At 67.4% G+C, this 16,927-nt stretch carries 14 protein-coding genes; 7 read left to right on the top strand and 7 right to left on the bottom strand.

What is annotated here, in order from left to right:
* Positions 1-36: 36 nt before the first annotated feature.
* The 3 genes from ACSFB7_RS08580 to ACSFB7_RS08570 form a co-directional block, all read right to left on the bottom strand.
* Complete coding sequence (locus tag ACSFB7_RS08580; protein WP_435469002.1) at positions 37-729, bottom strand: thioredoxin family protein; 693 nt, start codon at positions 727-729, stop codon at positions 37-39.
* Between the two features lie 466 nt (positions 730-1,195).
* Positions 1,196-3,418, bottom strand: a complete 2,223-nt coding sequence (locus ACSFB7_RS08575; RefSeq protein WP_435469000.1) for a protein-disulfide reductase DsbD family protein — start codon at positions 3,416-3,418, stop codon at positions 1,196-1,198.
* A 43-nt stretch (positions 3,419-3,461) separates the two neighbouring features.
* Positions 3,462-4,223 carry an alanyl-tRNA editing protein gene (locus ACSFB7_RS08570; protein WP_435468998.1) on the bottom strand — a complete coding sequence of 254 codons (762 nt, stop codon included), beginning with the start codon at positions 4,221-4,223 and terminating at the stop codon, positions 3,462-3,464.
* 132 nt (positions 4,224-4,355) lie between these two features.
* Between ACSFB7_RS08570 and ACSFB7_RS08565 the strand changes: the two genes are divergently transcribed.
* A complete protein-coding gene (locus ACSFB7_RS08565; protein WP_435468996.1) occupies positions 4,356-5,744 on the top strand; it encodes a PQQ-dependent sugar dehydrogenase in 1,389 nt (462 codons plus the stop codon).
* A gap of 4 nt (positions 5,745-5,748) precedes the next feature.
* On the opposite strand, the gene ACSFB7_RS08560 is transcribed toward ACSFB7_RS08565, so the two are convergent.
* On the bottom strand, positions 5,749-6,789 hold the full coding sequence (locus ACSFB7_RS08560) for a LacI family DNA-binding transcriptional regulator (protein ID WP_435468994.1): 1,041 nt from the start codon (positions 6,787-6,789) through the stop codon (positions 5,749-5,751).
* Between the two features lie 147 nt (positions 6,790-6,936).
* Here ACSFB7_RS08560 and ACSFB7_RS08555 point away from each other — a divergent pair, with 147 nt between their 5' ends.
* Genes ACSFB7_RS08555 through ACSFB7_RS08545 form a run of 3 tightly spaced genes read left to right on the top strand, consistent with a single transcriptional unit; the run spans position 6,937 to position 10,469 of the window.
* A complete protein-coding gene (locus ACSFB7_RS08555; protein ID WP_435468992.1) occupies positions 6,937-8,277 on the top strand; it encodes a uracil-xanthine permease family protein in 1,341 nt (446 codons plus the stop codon).
* A 54-nt stretch (positions 8,278-8,331) separates the two neighbouring features.
* Positions 8,332-9,759, top strand: a complete 1,428-nt coding sequence (locus ACSFB7_RS08550; RefSeq protein WP_435468990.1) for an amidohydrolase family protein — start codon at positions 8,332-8,334, stop codon at positions 9,757-9,759.
* A complete protein-coding gene (locus tag ACSFB7_RS08545) occupies positions 9,756-10,469 on the top strand; it encodes a sulfite exporter TauE/SafE family protein (protein ID WP_435468988.1) in 714 nt (237 codons plus the stop codon). The genes ACSFB7_RS08550 and ACSFB7_RS08545 overlap by 4 nt, the downstream gene beginning before the upstream one ends.
* On the opposite strand, the gene ACSFB7_RS08540 is transcribed toward ACSFB7_RS08545, so the two are convergent.
* On the bottom strand, positions 10,461-11,042 hold the full coding sequence (locus ACSFB7_RS08540) for a GNAT family N-acetyltransferase (protein WP_435468986.1): 582 nt from the start codon (positions 11,040-11,042) through the stop codon (positions 10,461-10,463). The two genes, ACSFB7_RS08545 and ACSFB7_RS08540, sit on opposite strands and share 9 nt — an antisense overlap.
* A 74-nt stretch (positions 11,043-11,116) precedes the next feature.
* Between ACSFB7_RS08540 and ACSFB7_RS08535 the strand changes: the two genes are divergently transcribed.
* Together ACSFB7_RS08535 and ACSFB7_RS08530 are read left to right on the top strand one after the other, a co-directional pair.
* On the top strand, positions 11,117-11,539 hold the full coding sequence (locus ACSFB7_RS08535; protein ID WP_435468984.1) for a MarR family winged helix-turn-helix transcriptional regulator: 423 nt from the start codon (positions 11,117-11,119) through the stop codon (positions 11,537-11,539).
* Positions 11,536-13,296, top strand: a complete 1,761-nt coding sequence (locus tag ACSFB7_RS08530; protein ID WP_435468982.1) for a chloride channel protein — start codon at positions 11,536-11,538, stop codon at positions 13,294-13,296. The genes ACSFB7_RS08535 and ACSFB7_RS08530 overlap by 4 nt, the downstream gene beginning before the upstream one ends.
* Before the next feature lies 1 nt (position 13,297).
* Here the strand turns inward: ACSFB7_RS08530 and ACSFB7_RS08525 are convergent, their stop codons facing one another.
* Positions 13,298-14,308 carry a zinc-binding alcohol dehydrogenase family protein gene (locus ACSFB7_RS08525; RefSeq protein ID WP_435468980.1) on the bottom strand — a complete coding sequence of 337 codons (1,011 nt, stop codon included), beginning with the start codon at positions 14,306-14,308 and terminating at the stop codon, positions 13,298-13,300.
* Between the two features lie 86 nt (positions 14,309-14,394).
* On the opposite strand from ACSFB7_RS08525, the gene ACSFB7_RS08520 reads away from it, so the two are divergent.
* Positions 14,395-15,300, top strand: a complete 906-nt coding sequence (locus ACSFB7_RS08520) for a LysR family transcriptional regulator (protein ID WP_435468978.1) — start codon at positions 14,395-14,397, stop codon at positions 15,298-15,300.
* Positions 15,301-16,740: 1,440 nt separating this feature from the next.
* On the opposite strand, the gene ACSFB7_RS08515 is transcribed toward ACSFB7_RS08520, so the two are convergent.
* Entirely contained in the window at positions 16,741-16,911 is a 171-nt protein-coding gene (locus ACSFB7_RS08515; RefSeq protein ID WP_435468976.1) for a hypothetical protein, read from the bottom strand.
* Positions 16,912-16,927 lie beyond the last annotated feature (16 nt).

Genomic DNA, 16,927 nt, shown 5'->3' with positions numbered 1-16,927 from the left:
CAGGTAGCTGTCACGCGCTGCCGGAAGGGCGCGTCGTCAGGTCCTGTACTTGATGGAGCAACCGTACGGCCGCGTGGTGGCGGCCGAGATCGGCTTGCCGCCGAAGGCTTCGCCCAGCGCCTGGTTGACGTAGTTGGTCGCGGTCTTGATGTCGGCGGGGCGCGCCGACGCGATGCTGTCGATGCCGCCCGCGTACACCAGCGTGCCCTTGGGGTCGATGATGAAGATGTGCGGCGTGGTGCGCGCGCCGTAGACCTGGCCGATGAGGCCGTCTTCGTCCATCAGCACGGCGGTGGGCGCGGCTTTTTGCGACTTCATCCAGGCATCGAGCGCGGCGGGTTGCAGGTAGTCGCTGGCGGCGCGCTCGGTGGAGTTGATGGCAAGCCACACCACGCCCTGGTCGGTGGCGGCTTTCTGCGTGGCGGGCATGTTGCCGCTGTCGTAGTGCTTGCGCACGAAGGGGCAGCCAGGGTTGGTCCATTCGAGCACGACGAACTTGCCGGCGAAGTCGGACAGCTTGTGCTTGGCGCCGGCGGTGTCGACGGCCACGAAGTCGGGCGCCTGCTGGCCCACGGCGGGTGCGGCGAAGGCGGGGGTGCCCATGAGGAAGGTGGCGCCCAACGCCACGGCGGCGGCAACGACGGCGCGGCGGGAGGCGCGGCTGAGGGCGGCACGGGCATGGCGCGCGGCGCGCAGGGAACGCGAGTCGGTGGATGGCGAGAGAGACATGGCCAGCTTGAACTCCAAAAGAAAATTCCAAACAACAACTGCAGCTTAGAACGGTTTCTTCAAGTGCGTGTGACAACCCATGTCATGGCGAGGATTTGCACTTGATGAACCGTGGCCTCTTGTTTTGGGGCGGGTGCGGGTTCATTCGGGGCAGGTGCGAATGACACCAGGAGCTCCCCTCCGCGAATGTCCCCCGCTTCGCTCCTCCTTTATTTCGCTGCGGGGAGCACCTGGTGCCATTCGCACATGGACACGCTCTGCGTTTGCGGCTGATCAACGACTGCTCTGTCCAGCGCTCGCGCCGATACGGGGCTCTTTTTCGCGAAATAAAGGAGGAGCGAAGCGGGGGACATTCGCGAAAAAGAGCACCGTGTCGGCGGGAGTGCCGCCCTGAACAGCAGCGCCCCAAACGAACAACGCGATAAACAGAAAAACAAGGTTTCATCCGAGTTCTCCTGTAGCGAAGTCAGAGTCTCGCCAGCGCGGCCCGGACCTCGTCCTTGCTCAGAATCTCGGTCAGCACGACCGGTGCCTTGCCCGGCGCTTGCAGCACGTACACCGGCACACCGCTGCGGCCCAGCGCCGTCAGCGCGGCCGTGATGGCCGGGTCGCGACGGGTCCAGTCGGCGCGCAACATCGCGACCTTCTTGGCGTCGAAGTCGGCCAGCACTTCGGTATCGGACAAGGTGCTCTTCTTGTTGTACTGGCAGGTCACGCACCAGGCGGCGGTGAAGTCGATGAACACCGGTTGGCCCGCGCCCGACAACTCGGCCACGCGCTCGGCCGACCAGGGCTGCCAGCGCTGTGCGCCGGCACCGGCGGATGCGAGCTTCGCGGGCTCCACCACTTGCAGCACATTGCGGCCGATGGCACCAGTCAGCAGGGCGGTGAAGGCGATCAGCACGGTCGCGATCACGACCCGTGTGCGGCCGCGCAGCGTGAGCGCCCAGACGATCGCGGCCATGCACACCAGCAGCGCCAGCAACGTGCCCGCGCCATCGATGCCGCTTTGCTGGCCCAGCACCCAGACCAGCCAGGCCACCGTGGCGAACATCGGGAAGGCCAGCAGGCGGCGCAGCGTGTTCATCCACGGCCCCGGCCTGGGCAGCAGGCGCGCGACGGCAGGCACGAAGCTGGCGGCCAGATAAGGCAGCGCCAGCCCGAAGCCCAGCGCCGCGAACAGCAGCAGGGCCTGGCCGGCCGGCAGGCTGATCGCGAAGCCCAGCGACGCCCCCATGAAAGGCGCGGTGCAGGGCGAAGCGATCACCACAGCGAGCACGCCCGAAAGGAAGTCGTTGACCAGCGGATGCTTGGCCTGCGCGCTGCAGACCGACGACGGCGCGGCGCGGCCGAACTCGAACACGCCCACGAGGTTCAGGCCGATCAGCGTGAACAACGCCGCCAGCGCCGCCACCACGCCCGGCGACTGCAACTGGAAACCCCAGCCGAGCCCGGCACCGGCCGCGCGCAGCGCGAGCATGGCGCCGCCCAGCGCGAGGAAGGACAGCATCACGCCGCCCGTGTAGGCCAGCCCGGCCTTGCGGTGCGCGCTGGCGTTGCCCGCCTGCCGCGCGAAGCCCAGCACCTTGATCGCGAGGATCGGGAACACGCAGGGCATCAGGTTCAGCAGCAGGCCACCGAGCAGTGCGCCTAGCAGGGCCATGAGGAAAGTGGCTGAAGACGGGGTGTTCAGTTCGGCGGACGGTGCCACCGCGCCCGTTGCCTTGGCTGCATTGGCGGTGAGCGCGGCCTGCAGCGCCGGCGACACCTCGGCGCGCTGCGGCGCGGCGGGCCAGTTGCCCGTGACGGGCGATTCGGCGCGCCACGCGACCGGCTGGCCGGCCAGCCGGTCGGCCGGGGCCAGCGCCACCACCAACGGCATCACCGTGGGGCTGGCGCTGCGCTGGTCGGCCAGCGGCAGCGTGGCGGTCCAGGTGCCGCCTTGCCAGGATTGAGTCCAGTCCTTGCCGGAGACGGCCGCGGTGCGGATCACCTCGGGGGTCTCGGGGAAGAAGGCCAGCGTCTTGCCCTGCGCGGCGGCGGGCAGTCCTTCGAGCCGCACTTGCAGGTTGTTGCCGTTGACCTCGATGGCACCCGGTTTGGCCAGCGGCTGCGGCTGGGCGGCCTGCGCGGTGTCGAAGTCGGTCTTGTGCAGCGCGGTCGAGCCCTGCAGCGGCAGGGAGAGGGTGAACTCGCCCTCTTCGGGAATGCATTCCTTGCGGCACACCAGCCAGGACGCCTTGAGCTGGATGTCCATCGACGGCGTGCCGCCGGCAAGCGCCACGGGCGGCTTGTAGAGCGTCGACACCTCCAGCGGCACCGGCAGCAGCACGGTGTTTTCGTAGCCGTAGTTGGCGAGGTTGCCGACCGGGATCTTCTCCGGCACGGGCCAGGCGATCTCGCCGGTCGAGACGCCGGCCGGCAGCGTCCAGGTCATTTCGGTGGGCAGGCCCGAATCGCCGGCGTTCTTCCAGTAGGTGTGCCACTCGGGCTGGTGCGTGATCTGCAGGCCCAGCCAGACCGGCGAGCCGGGCGTCACGCCGTCGGGCGCATGCGCGATCAGTTCGGCGCGCACATGGGGCGTGGTGACCACGGCGCCCGTCTTGGGCGCCAGTTGGGCCGCAGCCGGCATGCAGGCTGCGGTAGCTGCTATCAGAAGCGTAGCGAATTGGATGCGCGAAAAGATCATGCCGTCAGTCGGAGCATTCAGTGGGGGCGAAGTTCCGGCCGTCTCAGGCCGCAATGGGCGCCCAGCCCAGCACCACGCGCCGGCTGTTGGCGCTTTTCTTCTCGATCTTGGTGACGATCACGGCGCCGATTTCAGCGGTGTTCGCAACATGCGTGCCGCCGCAGGGCTGGAAGTCGATCTGCGCGCCGTCGTCGCCACCGCCGATGCGGATGGTGCGCACCGTGCCCGAGCCGCGCGGCGGCTGCACGCTCATGCTCTTGACCAGCGCCGGGTTGGCGTCGAGTTCTTCATCGGTGATGGCGCCCACGACCAGCGGATGGGCCGCTTCGACCAGTCGCGCGAGGCCGGCGGTGAGCGCTTCCTTGTCGAGCGGGTCGGTCATGTGGAAGTCGATGCGCGCGTAGTCGGGCGTGATCGAGCAGCCGTTCACCGGCACCGGCACGAGGTGGCACAGCAGGTGGGAGGCGGTGTGAAAGCGCATCAGCCGGTGGCGGCGCTCCCAGTCGAGGCGGGCGGTGACGGTGTCGCCGGGCTTCAGCGCGGCGAGCAGTTCGGCCTGTTCGGGCGCCGGCACGTGGACGAATTCATTGGTCGGCAGGCCTTCTTCATTCTTGGCCTTGCGGGTGTCGGCGATCGCGAGTTCGCGGCCATCGGCCAGCACCAGCACGCCGGCGTCGCCGGCCTGTCCACCGCCCAGCGGATAGAACACGGTGCGGTCCAGCACGATGCCGGTGTCGTCGATGCGCAGGATGCGGGCTTCGCAGGTGCGCAGATAGGCGTCGGCGCGGAACAGGTCGTCGGTCATGCGGCGATGGTAGCGGCGATGCGCAAACAAGGTGCACCCACGCCGGAAAGCGCCCACGACCGACAACCCCGGGCGCGCCGGTTGTGGATGATCCGGCCGGTATGCGGCTGCCTGGCCGCGCAAGGATTACGCATGAAAGCACCGCAGCAAGCACCCACCCGCCGGGCCGATTCCGCATGGCGGATGCCCGCCCTGGCCCTCACGGCTGTCGCCGCCGCGCTGCTCGTGGCCGGCTGCGGCGAGGCCGCCAAGCTCTCGCCCGAAGTCACGACCGGCCCGCGCCCGCAACTGGCCGAGCCCAACAAGACCCTGATTCCCACCGTCAACGTGGCGCCCGCCATCGGCTGGACCGACGCCGCCACGCCCACCCCCGCCGACGGCCTGCGCGTGACCGCCCTGGCGCGCGGGCTGGACCATCCGCGCTGGGTCTACACCCTGCCCAACGGCGACGTGCTGGTGGCCGAGAGCAACAAGCCGCCCAAGCCCGCCGGCAGTACCGATGGCGGCAGCGGCCCCATCGCCAAGGTGCGCGACTGGGTCATGGGCAAGGTCATGGGCCGCGCCGGTGCCGGCGTGCCCAGCGCCAACCGCATCACCCTGCTGCGCGACGCCAACGGCGACGGCGTGGCCGAGGTGCGGGAAGTGTTCATGACCAACCTGATGTCGCCCTACGGCATGGTGCTGGTGGGCAACGAACTCTTCATCGCCAACGCCGATGCGCTCGTGAAGGTGCCCTACACCGAGGGCCAGACTGCCATCACCGCCAAGCCCACGGTGGTGACGCCGCTGCCCGCGGGCATCAACCACCACTGGACCAAGAACGTCATCGCCAACGCCGACGGCAGCAAGCTCTACGTGACGGTGGGCTCCAACAGCAACATCGGCGAGAACGGCCTCGCGGCCGAGGAAGGCCGCGCTGCCATCTGGGAGGTCGATACCAAGAGCGGCGAGAAGCGCCTGTTCGCCAGCGGCCTGCGCAACCCCAACGGCATGGGCTGGGACCCGGACACGAATGCGCTGTGGACCGTGGTCAACGAGCGCGACGAGATCGGCAGCGACCTCGTGCCCGACTACCTCACCTCGGTGAAAGACGGCGCCTTCTACGGCTGGCCCTGGAGCTACTACGGTGGCGTTGTCGATGCGCGCGTCACGCCGCAGAACCCCGGCATGGTGGCCAAGTCCATCGCGCCCGATTACGCGCTGGGTTCGCACGTCGCACCGCTGGGCATGGCCTTCTCGCGCCCGGGCGGCATGCCCGAGCAGTTCGCCAGCGGCGTCTTCATCGGCGAGCACGGCTCGTGGAACCGCAAGCCCAAGTCGGGCTACAAGGTGGTGTTCGTGCCCTTCATCGGCGGCAAGCCCAGCGGGCCGCCGGTCGATGTGCTCACGGGCTTCTTGACCGCCGACGAAAAGGCCCAGGGCCGGCCGGTGGGCGTGGCGCTCGACAAGAGCGGTGCGCTGCTCGTGGCGGACGACGTGGGCAACGCAGTGTGGCGCGTGGCACGCATGAAGCCCAACTGAGCCGTCAGCCCCGGCGCGCCGACGACAGGCGCGGCACCAGTTGCGCCACCGGCCCGTCGACGCGGCGCTGGCTGGTGTCGCCGCGCAGGTGGTCGAACAGCAGCGCAATGGCCTGTTGCGCGATCTCGTCCAGATGCAGGTCCACGGCCGTGAGCGGCGGCACGCAGGTGCGGGCGCGCACGCCGTCGTAACGGGTGGCGACCATCACGTCGTTGGGAATGTGCCGGCCCGATTCGAGGATGGCCGCGACCGCGCCCGTGGCGAAGGCGTCCACCGGCACGCAGAAGGCATCGATGTCGGGGTGCGCCGCCAGCAGCGCGAGCGCGGCTTCGCGGCCACCGTTCTCTCCCTTCACTTCGTCGACCAGCGACAGCAGCGGCGCCTGCCCGCGCGCGGCAGCGAACGCCTGGTAAGCCGCCTGGCCTTCCACATAGGAGTTGCGCTGCGCCGAGCCGAGGATCATCGCGACCTTGCGCGCGCCCTGTGCCTGCAGGTGTTCGAGCAGCAGGCGTGTCGTGTGCCCCGAGTGAATGTCGACATACGGCGGCAATGCGAGCCCATCGGCGGTTTCGTCGGCCGGCTTGCCGATGGCCACCACCGGCAGGCCGCGCCGCAGCAGGTAGGCCATGTTCGGGTCGCCCGCCGAGGGCTCGATGACCAGCGCCCCGTCCACGTCCAGCAGCTCCATCGGCACTCGCCCGGTTTCCATGGGCGGCGCCAGCACCAGCGCCAGGCGGCGATCGAGTGCCGCCGCGGCGGCCACCGCCGCCACCTCCATCAGGAAGCCAAGCCGCGACGGGCCGCCCGCCACCGCGAACGGCATCGACGACAGCAGCACGATCATGTGCGCCTCGCCGGTGCGCAGCCTTTGCGCATTGCGGTTGGGCCGGTAGCCCAGCGTCAGCGCCGCCTTCTCGACGCGCGCACGGGTTTCCGCATCGACCTGCCCCCGTGCGTTGAGCGCATGGGAGACGGTGGTCGGCGACACGCCCGCTTCCCGGGCCACGTCCTTGATGGTGACCCGCGGCGGTGGATTGGGGCTCATCCCGTTGACCTTTTCAAAAAGCGGTGATTCAATTCCCAAATCGTTTTGGGGCTCGCTGTTCCGGAATGTACTTCACCCGCTTCGGCGGCTTTTTTTGCCAGTGTGCCCAAATCGATTTGGGCGCAGCCAGCCCAAAGGATCCGAATCATGTCCCGTGCTTGCGACGCCCCCGCCGTCGACGCAGTGCTGCCCGTTTCGCAACTGCTCCTGTTCGGCCTGCAGCATGTGCTGGTGATGGCGGCCGTGCCCATCACGTCCGTGTTCCTGGTGGCCAAGGCGCTGGGCCTGGAGCCCGCGCTCACGGTCAACCTGATCAGCGCCACCTTTCTGCTGTGCGGCGTGGGCACGCTGCTGCAGTCGTTCGGGCCGTGGAAGTTCGGTGCGCGCCTGCCTTTCGTGATGGTGCCGGGCGGCGCGCCCATCGTGATGTTCGTGACCATCGCCCAGCAGCGCGACCTGCAGACCGCTTCGGGCGCGGTGATCCTCACGGCGCTGTTCTATTTCCTGGTGCTGCCGGTGTTCGCGCGCTGCCTGCGCTACTTTCCGAAGATCGTCATCGGCACCTTGCTGCTGCTGGTGTCCATCAATCTCGTGAAGGTGTACGGCGGCATCATCGCGGGCAAGGCCGGCTCGCCCGCCTTTGCCGACCCGGTGAACATCGGCCTGGCGCTCGCGACCATCGGCTTCACCGTGCTGTTCGCGCGCATGTTCAAGGGCACGCTCGGCCAGCTCTCGGTGCTGCTGGGTTTGCTGGCCGGCACGGTGCTGGCGGCCGTCTGCGGGTTGATGGACTTCAGCACCGTGGCGGCTGGGCCTTTCTGGAGCGCACCGACGCTGCTGCCCTTCGGCATGCCGCGCTTCGACCTGGTGGCGGCCGTGCCGCTGCTGATCTTCAGCGTCATCTCGATGGTCGAGGCCACGGGGCAGACCGTGGCGGTGGCCGAAGTGGTGGGCCGCAAGATCGACCCACGCGACGTGGTGCCGCGCACCATCCGCGGCGACGCGCTGATGTCGCTGGCGGGCGGGCTGTTCGGCACGTCGATGATCATCACCAGCGGCGAGAACATCGGCATCGTGCGCGCCACCAACGTGCGCTCGCGCTACGTCACGGCAACGGCCGGCGTGATCCTGATCCTCATCGCGCTGTCGGCGCCGCTGGGCCGGCTGGCCAGCGCCATTCCCTCCGCCGTGGTCGGCGGCACCGCGATGGTGGTGTTCGCGATCATCGGCACGATGGGCATCGACATGCTGCGCAAGGTCGACCTGCACGAGCGCGGCAACATGTTCGTGCTGGCCGGCGCGCTGACCATGGGCCTGCTGCCCATCGTCGTGCCGGGCCTGTACAGCCGCTTCCCCGACACGCTGCAGCTCGTGCTGGGCAACGGCCTGGCCATGGGCTCGCTCACGGCGGTGGTGTTGAACATGGTGTTCAACCGCGTGGCTGCCGATAGCGCCGAAAGCCCCGTGGTGGCACCCGCATCGCAGTGAGGCGTCGCGTCGCTTCTTCCTTCTTTCCCGTTCCTGCTTCTCTCTTTTCTCACCATGTCTTCTGAACTCGATGCCGCGCTCTTCGCGGCCGACGAGCTGCTGCTCGTTCCCGACCACCTGATGCTGCGCGACGGCCCCGCAAGCGGCCATGCCGTGCTGATGGCGGGCGGCCGGTTCCGCGACGTCGGGCCCGCCGACACGCTCATCGCCCGCCACCCGCACCTCACGCCGCTGCACCTGCTCGGCAAGCTGCTGATGCCGGGAATGATCGACGCGCACCACCACCTCACGCAGTCCTTCGGCAAGTCGCTGGCCTATGGCGAGCCGTCCGAAATTTTCCGGCGCGTGTGGGTGCCGCTCGAATCGAGCCTGGACGACGAGTTCGTCTACATGGCCTCCAAGCTCGCGGCGCTCGAATCGCTGCGCGGCGGCTTCACCACCGTCTGCGATGCGGGCACGCGCGCGCCGGGCGACATCGGCGCCGTCGCGGCCGCCGTGCAAGAGGCCGGGCTGCGCTGCGTGCTGGGCCTGATCTGCAACGACGGCGGCAACGACAGCACCGTCGCCGATCGGAAAACCATCCAGTCGCACGCCGCGCGCTTCCTGCGGCAGTGGTCCGATGCAGACCTTGTGCATCCCTCGCTCGCCATCTCGGTGCCCGAGGCCGCGTCCGACGAAATGCTGGCCGCCGTGTCGGCGCTGTGTGCCGAGGCGCGCACCATCTTCCAGACGCACGTCAACGAACACCTCGCATCGGTCGAGCGCTCGGTGGTGCAGCGCGGCAAGCGTCCGCTCGAACTGCTGGCGCAACTGGGCGCGCTCGGCCCGCAGGTGCTCATTGCGCACGGCACGCTGGTCACGCCGTCCGAACTCGTGCTGCTGCACGACACCGACACCGCCGTGAGCTACAACCCCGTCGCCAGCCAGTGGAAGGGCAACGCCGTGGCGCCCGCGAACCTGATGGCCGCCATGGGCATCCGCTTCGGGCTCGGCACCGACGCCACGCGCAGCGACGCTTTCCGGCTGATGGACGCGGCCGAGGCCGCGCAGAAGCTGGCCTTCGGCATGGCCATCGGCGATGCGTCGAGCGGTGGCGGCTGGACCTGGTTCGACCACGCCACGCACGAAGGCGCGCGCGCCGTGGGCCTCGGTCACCTGACCGGCGAGATCGCCATCGGCAAGGCGGCCGACTTCCTCATCGTCGATGTCGACACGCCCGAGATGTGTACCTCCGTCGACCTCACATGGGACCTCGTGCGCCTGGGCAACCGCGACCAGATCGCCGCCGTGTTCGTCGCGGGCCGTCTGCGCCTGTGGGAAGGCTGGCCGCCCGACTGGGATGCGCGCGCGCTGCAGCAGCGGCTCGCGCGTGTCGCCCATGCGGCGATGGAGCGCGCGCCCATCGTGCGCCTGCACCCCACGGCGGCCGAACACCGCCGCCTGACCATGGCAGCCGCCACCAGCGCACGGAATCCACAGTGAGCGCGCAGCACCTCTTTCTGGTTTCCATCGCCGTGCTGATCGCCGCCTTCGTGCAGGGTGCGACCGGCGTCGGCTTTGCGCTGATCGCCGCGCCGGTGATCGGCATCGTGCGCCCCGACCTGCTGCCCGTGTGCGTGCTGGTGCTGATGCTGCCGCTGAACTTCTATGTGATGTGGCGCGAGCGCGGCGCCATCGACCGTGTCGGCGCGAGCTGGATCACCGGCGGGCGCATGCTCGGAACCCTCGGCGGCCTGTGGGTGCTGGCGGCGCTGAGCGCGAGCCATCTGTCGCTCTTCGTCGGCGCATCGACCATTGCGGCGGCGCTGGTCACCTTGATGATGCCGGCCTTCTCACCGGGCCGCAGCGCCTTCGTGGCGGCGGGGCTCGTCACCGGCATCACCGAAACCGCGACCGGCATCGGCGGCCCGCCGCTGGCGCTGGTCTACCAGCACCAGCCGGCGCCCACCATGCGTTCGACCATCGCGCTGTGCTTTCTGGTTGGCGAACTGGTGTCGCTGGTCACGCTGATGGTGGCCGGCCGCATCGACGGCTCACAGCTTCATGCGGCGGCCGAGTTGCTGCCCGCGTTGGTCGTGGGCGCGGTGCTCAGCCGCGTGGTGCATCAGCGCATCAACGGCCGCGTGCTGCGCATCTTCGTGCAGGTCTTCGCGATCGTGTCGGGCGCGGCGCTGCTGCTGCATTCATTCTGAGGCGCTGCGCGACGAAGCCTGCCACGCCGCACGGCTGATGCGGTAGAGCCGGTGGCGCACCAGCGCGTGGCCTTCGGGCACGGCCGGATGGTCGAAGGCGCCGGCCACGTCTTCGTGCATGCCGATGCGTTCCATCACCGCGGCCGAGCGCAGGTTGCCGGCGGCGGTGAAGGCCACGATCTCGTTGAGCCCAAGGCGGTCGAACCCGACCTGCAGGGCGCCGCGCGCGGCTTCGCTCGCCAGCCCCTGGCCCCACCATTTGCGCGCGAAGCGCCAGCCGATCTCGACACAGGGTGAGAAGGGCAGGCTGGCCATCGGCGCATTGAGGCCGGTGAAGCCGGCGAACTCGCCCGACGCCTTGTGCTCGACGGCCCAGAAGCCCCAGCCGTTCTCGGTGATGAGGTTCCTGGCGCGCGCGGCCATGGCATCGCTGTCCGCGCGGGTCGGCAGGGGCAAAAGGAACTCCATCACCTGCGGGTCGGAAGCCAGCGCGAAGAAGGGGGCGAGGTCGCTGTCGTGCCATTGGCGCAGCCGCAGGCGTTCGGTTTCGAATTCAATGAGTTCTGTCTTCATGCGGCCGATTGTGTCGCAGTGCATATATATCGTGACGTGATATATTTGCGGCCGTTCCGATTGCACCCCAAGCCATGGCCTCATCACGCAAGCTCGCCAAGAAAGACTTCGAGGCACTGTCCCAGTTCCGCTACCAGATGCGCCGCTTCGAGCGCTTCTCCGAGCGCGCCGCGCAAGGCGAGGGCCTCACGCCGCAGCAGTACCTGGTGCTGCTGCACATCAAGGGCGTGCCGGGGCGCGAGTGGGCCTCGGTGGGCGAGATCGCCGAACGCCTGCAACTGCAGCCGCACGGCGTGGTCGCACTCGTCACGCGCTGCGAGGCGCTCGAACTCGTGCAGCGCCGGCCCAGCGAAACCGACCGCAGGCAGGTCGAAGTGCACCTGCTGGCCAAGGGCGAGCAGCTGCTGCTGCGGCTGGCCGAACTTCACCGCGCGGAACTGCGCTCGCTCAAGGGCGTGTTCGACGTGCCGCAGATCGATCTTCCCGAACAGCCATGACCCCAACCTCCCATCCGCCGCGCGGCGACTTCGCGCTCAACACGCGCCTCTTGCGCATCACCGCCATGGCCGCCGTCATCGGCGCCATCAGCACCGTGGCCGCGCGCGTGCTGCTCGACCTGATCCGCTTCTTCACCAACCTGTTCTTCTTCCAGACCTTCTCGCTGGCCGAGCATTCGCCGGCCACGAACACGCTGGGGCTCTGGGTCATCGGGGTGCCGGTGATCGGCGGGCTCATCGTCGGCGTGGTGGCGCGCTACGGCTCCGACAAGATCCGTGGCCATGGCATCCCCGAAGCCATCGAGGCGATCCTGTTCGGCAAGAGCAAGATGTCGCCCAAGGTCGCGCTGCTCAAGCCGCTGTCCTCGGGCATCGTCATCGGCAGCGGCGGGCCGTTCGGCGCCGAGGGGCCGATCATCATGACCGGCGGCGCCATCGGCTCGCTGATCGCGCAGCACTTTCACCTCACGGCGGCCGAGCGCAAGGCGCTGCTGGTGGCTGGCGCCACGGCCGGCATGACGGCGGTGTTCGGCACGCCGGTGGCGGCCGTGCTGCTGGCCGTCGAGCTGTTGCTGTTCGAGCTGCGCCCGCGCAGCCTGCTGCCGGTGGCCGTGGCCTGCGCGGTGGCGGGCTTCACGCGGCCGCTGCTGATGGATGCGGGCCCGCTGTTTCCGCTGCAGACGGCCGTGCCCGGCCCGCTGGCCATGCTGTCGTGCGTGGTGGCCGGCGTGCTGTGCGGCGCGCTGTCGGCATCGCTGTCGCTCTCGCTCTACAAGGTCGAAGACTGGTTCGGCAAGCTGCCGGTGCACTGGATGTGGTGGCCCGCCATCGGTGGCCTGGCGGTCGGCATCGGCGGGTACTTCCAGCCGCGCGCGCTGGGCGTGGGCTACGACGTCATCGGCGACCTGCTGCACAACCACCTCGCGCTCGGCGTGGTGGCCGCGCTGCTGGCGGTGAAGGCCGTCATCTGGGTCATCTCGCTGGGCTCGGGCACCTCGGGCGGCGTGCTCGCGCCGCTGCTGATGATGGGCGCCGGCCTCGGTGCGGTGCTGTCGCACGTGCTGCCCGGCAACGACCCGATGCTGTGGCCGCTGGTCTGCATGGCGGCCACGCTCGGCGGCGTGATGCGCGCGCCGCTCACCGCCACCATCTTCGCCTTCGGCCTCACGCACGACAGCAATGCGCTGCTGCCGCTGCTCACCACCTCGGCCGTGGCCTACGGCTTCACGGTGCTCACCATGCGCCGCTCGATCCTCACCGAGAAGATTGCGCGCCGCGGCTATCACATCTACCGCGAATACGGCATCGATCCGCTGGAGCGGCATTCGGTCGAAGAGGTGATGACGCGCGAAGTGCGCAGCATCGACGCTGCCCTGCCGGTGGCGCAGGCGCTCTTCGAGTTTTTCGGCGAAGGGCAGGCACACCGCGCGTTTCCGGTGCTGCGCAACGGCGCGGTGATCGGCGTGGCCGACCGCGCGATGCTGGCCGCACATGCAACCCGCGACCCGATCGGCACGGTCGGCGATGCCTGCGCCGATGCGCCGCTGTACTACGCGCTGCCGGGCGAGAACTGCCGCGCCGTCGCCACGCGCCTTGCGCGCCACCGGCTCGAACGGCTGCCCGTGGTGAAGGATGCGCAGTCGCTCGCGTTGGCCGGCATCGTGGCGCGCAGCGACCTCATCAAGCCATCGCTCGCGCATTTCGACGAAGAGGAAAAGCGCGAGCGCATGCGCGGACTGCCGTGGCAGTCGACGTAGCCTAGAACCCGGCCAGAACGACCTTGCCCTGCGCCTTGCCGCTCTCGATGAGCGCATGCGCCTTCTTGAGATTCGCCGCGTTGATCGCGCCGAAGCTCGCATTCGCCGTCGTGCGGATGCGCCCTGCATCGACCAGCGCGGCCGCTTCGGCCAGCAGCGCGCCCTGCTCGGCGATGTCGGGCGTCTCGAAGCGCGAGCGCGTGAACATCATTTCCCAGTGCAGCGAGATGCACTTGGTCTTCAGCGGCATCGCGTCGAACACCTTCATGTCGTCGATCACCGCGAGCTGGCCTTGGGGCTTGAGGCTTTCGATGATCTGCGCGTAGTGCTGATCGGTCTGCGTGAGGCTGGCGACCATGTCGACTTCGCCGATGCCGGCCGCCTTGAGTTCGGCCGCGAGCGGCTTCGAGTGGTCGATGACCGCGTGCGCACCCAGCGCCAGGCACCACGCACGCGTTTCGGCGCGCGAGGCGGTGGCGATCACGCGCAGCTTCGTGAGCTGGCGCGCGAGCTGGATCAGGATGGAGCCCACGCCGCCCGCACCGCCGGTGATCAACAAGGTCTGGCCTTCGCCGCCGCCCTTGGGCACCCGCAGGCGGTCGAACAGCAGTTCGTAGGCGGTGATGGTGGTCAGCGGCAGGGCAGCGGCCTGCGCGTCGTCGAGGCTCTTCGGCGCAACGGCGGCGATGCGCTCATCGACCGCGTGCAGCTCCGAGTTGGTACCGGGCCGGATGATCGAGCCGGCGTAGTACACGCGGTCGCCCACCTTGAAGTTCTGCACGCCGCTGCCGATGGCCTCGACCGTGCCGACGGCATCCCAGCCCAGCACCTTGGCCTGGCCGGCCTCGGGCGCGACGTTCTTGCGGATCTTGGTGTCGACCGGGTTGACGGACACCGCCTTCACGCGCACCAGCAGGTCGCGCGTGCCAGGCACCGGCGCCGGCAGCTCGATGTCCTGCAGCGATTCGGCGTTGTCGATGGGAAGGGACTGGTAGTAGCCGATGGCTTTCATGGAAATGGACCTTTCTGGAACGATGCCTGAACTGTAGGATCGCAAAATGGATTTGATAAGCCCCGAGAAATCAGCAACACTTTCAAATGAAAATTGAAAACCTCTCGGACCTGCGGGTGCTGATGCAAACGGCACGCGGCGGCACGCTCACGGCGGCGGCCCATGCGCTGGGCATCACGCCGGCCGCCGCCAGCGCCACGCTCAAGCGGCTGGAAGCGCAGATCGGCGCCCGCCTGTTCGAGCGCTCCACGCGCGCCATGCGCCTCACGCCGCAGGGCCAGACGCTGCTCGACTACGCGGTGCGCGCCTTCGAGCTGCTGGACGAGGGTGAGTCGCTGGTCACGGCCGATCGCGGCGAGCTGGTCGGCACGCTGCGCGTGGCTTCGCCGTCGGACCTCACGCGCAGCACGCTGCTGCCGTGGCTCGATGAATTCCTCGCGCTGCACACCGGCGTGCAGCTCTCGCTGTCGGTGAGCGACCAACCGCTCGACGTGATGCGCGACGAGGTCGACGTGGCGCTGCGCTATGGCGCGCTCGCCGATTCACGCCTGGTGGCGCGCCCCTTCGCCATGACCAATCCCTTGCTGATCGCTTCGCCCGACTACCTGCGCCGCCACGCCGCGCCGCAGACGCCGCAAGACCTGGTGCACCACAACTGCCTGACCTTCAATCGCTCCGGCCGCCGCCACCGCGTCTGGCGCTTCGCGCAGAACGGCCAGTGGACGGAAGTGCGCGTGAACGGCAACCGCAGCGTGGACGACGCCTCGCTCGCACGCGAATGGGCGGTGGCCGGCCACGGCATCACGCTGAAGTCGGCGCTCGACGCGCGCGAGGACATCCGCGAGGGCCGGCTGGTGCGGCTGCTGCCCGAGTGGGACACCGAGCCCTATCCGCTGCATGCGCTGCTGCCCAGCGGTCGATTCGTGCCGGCGCGCGTGCGGGCGTTTGTCGATTTCCTGGCGGCGAAGTTCGAGGCGCTGACGGCCAGTTAGGGCTGTGCTGATTGAGCCCCGTTGTGACGGCACAAACCGTCGGGGAGGCCTTGAGGCGCGTCGACTTCCGATTGCCTGGCTTCTCTTGCGCCGTTCGGACCCCATGCAACGAAAGCGAATTCGAGTGAGGCGCCAGCCGTCACCTCGAGCACGGCGAGGAGATGCATCGGGGATGCCACCGGCAGCTACAAGAAAGTGGACGGCACCGCCTGCCAGCAGGTCGACTGCCACGCCGCCCGCTGGAAGGCCGACGCCGGGTATATGCACAGCTTCGTGCCGGAACACGCGCTGAGCAGCGGCCAAAAAACAGCACCGCAGGGACTATGACCGCCCCGTCGACGTCCACGATGCCTGCATCCCTCCTCAAGTGAACGTTCAAAAAATGAAGGGTCAATATCCAGTCTGCACCGAAAACATGATTTCAAATTGAATGCTTTTGTATGTGGATGTGTTGAGAATTCACATTCAATAATTATCGAAACCGGGTTGTATTTTTTTGTTTGGGATCGGATAAATTGAAGAGGGCGGCGAATTTCCACCGCTTCCGGTGTTCCGCATGAACACCATCACTTAGTCGCCGCAAAGTGAATCGGTGAATGCCTTGCTCACTAGGGTTTTTATTTTTACAAACAAAAAGGGGAGTATGGTTTCTATATACAAAGCACTGGCCTTCTTTGCTGGCCTATTTATCGGGGTAAATGCGTTCGCGCAATCAGCATCCAGCGATACAAAAACGATCTGTTTTGGCCTTCCACCCACTGGATGGGTGATAACTCAGACGCTCTCCGCGCCGATAGCGGGAGCAGACATGTCGCTGTCATGTCCGCCATCGGTCGACTCAAGTCAACGGAGATTTGTGTTGATAAAAAGAATAAATGATTTGCCAGCAGGCAGTGAGGTCGAGGTCTGCGCGAATTTTGACGGACATCGACCTGTCGGCTGGGAATACGTGGGTACTCTTTTCAGAGGCCTTTGCACAACTCATATAAATCCGGTAGCCACCACCGCCCCTGATTCTTATAGGATTCGTAGAATTGATAGCCCGCCAACTCCAGGTAATCCGGCACTTCCCGGTAATCCGGTGACTTCAAACTACGCGGTCCAAGGTTGGGTTGACGGAAGATCAGGCCCTAACTTAACAGGTTGGGCATGCGCCAATGGTTATGAACCACCCATTTACGTTCATTTGTACATTAACGGCCCGGTCGGACAGGGGACCATGGATTCGTTTTATTTGGCAAATTTATCCAGTGAGCCAGCTATAGCCGCGGCATGCGGTACTAATGGGCGGACATATCGATTTTCAATTCCTGTAGCCGGTCGCTTCGCGTATGGAACTCGACTTTTTGTTCATGGAATATCACCCATTGGTACCCATCCTTTGCTCAAAGGTTCGGGTAATTACACGAGTGACTGAGTGAGCATCTGTCCGTGATTGAATCAAGAACCCCGGCCCTCGGCGCAGGGGTTCTTTATCGTCTTGGCTTCCCTGGGCGGGATTTCCTGGCGTTGAAGCTTGAGCAGGTTGAACGCGAAATCTTCGCCGCGCTCTTCCTCGACACCCAGAACCGCTTGATCGAAGAGCGGGAGATGTTTTGGCCTCGTCGACATCGTCGCTCCCGTGTGA

It is taken from the genome of Variovorax raffinosi, from assembly GCF_051216615.1.
GTDB lineage: Bacteria > Pseudomonadota > Gammaproteobacteria > Burkholderiales > Burkholderiaceae_C > Variovorax.
Note: the sequence above shows the minus strand (reverse complement) of the source record. Positions and strands in the feature narration are given on the sequence as shown.

What these genes read in the sequence shown, in the direction of transcription:
- ACSFB7_RS08560 (WP_435468994.1), bottom strand. Translation starts at nt 6,789, where the DNA reads ATGAGCCCCAATCCACCGCCGCGGGTCACCATCAAGGACGTGGCCCGG.
- ACSFB7_RS08540 (WP_435468986.1), bottom strand. Translation starts at nt 11,042, where the DNA reads ATGAAGACAGAACTCATTGAATTCGAAACCGAACGCCTGCGGCTGCGC.
- ACSFB7_RS08525 (WP_435468980.1), bottom strand. Translation starts at nt 14,308, where the DNA reads ATGAAAGCCATCGGCTACTACCAGTCCCTTCCCATCGACAACGCCGAA.
- ACSFB7_RS08570 (WP_435468998.1), bottom strand. Translation starts at nt 4,223, where the DNA reads ATGACCGACGACCTGTTCCGCGCCGACGCCTATCTGCGCACCTGCGAA.
- ACSFB7_RS08580 (WP_435469002.1), bottom strand. Translation starts at nt 729, where the DNA reads ATGTCTCTCTCGCCATCCACCGACTCGCGTTCCCTGCGCGCCGCGCGC.
- ACSFB7_RS08520 (WP_435468978.1), top strand. Translation starts at nt 14,395, where the DNA reads ATGAAAATTGAAAACCTCTCGGACCTGCGGGTGCTGATGCAAACGGCA.
- ACSFB7_RS08550 (WP_435468990.1), top strand. Translation starts at nt 8,332, where the DNA reads ATGTCTTCTGAACTCGATGCCGCGCTCTTCGCGGCCGACGAGCTGCTG.
- ACSFB7_RS08535 (WP_435468984.1), top strand. Translation starts at nt 11,117, where the DNA reads ATGGCCTCATCACGCAAGCTCGCCAAGAAAGACTTCGAGGCACTGTCC.
- ACSFB7_RS08565 (WP_435468996.1), top strand. Translation starts at nt 4,356, where the DNA reads ATGAAAGCACCGCAGCAAGCACCCACCCGCCGGGCCGATTCCGCATGG.
- ACSFB7_RS08515 (WP_435468976.1), bottom strand. Translation starts at nt 16,911, where the DNA reads ATGTCGACGAGGCCAAAACATCTCCCGCTCTTCGATCAAGCGGTTCTG.
- ACSFB7_RS08575 (WP_435469000.1), bottom strand. Translation starts at nt 3,418, where the DNA reads ATGATCTTTTCGCGCATCCAATTCGCTACGCTTCTGATAGCAGCTACC.
- ACSFB7_RS08555 (WP_435468992.1), top strand. Translation starts at nt 6,937, where the DNA reads ATGTCCCGTGCTTGCGACGCCCCCGCCGTCGACGCAGTGCTGCCCGTT.
- ACSFB7_RS08530 (WP_435468982.1), top strand. Translation starts at nt 11,536, where the DNA reads ATGACCCCAACCTCCCATCCGCCGCGCGGCGACTTCGCGCTCAACACG.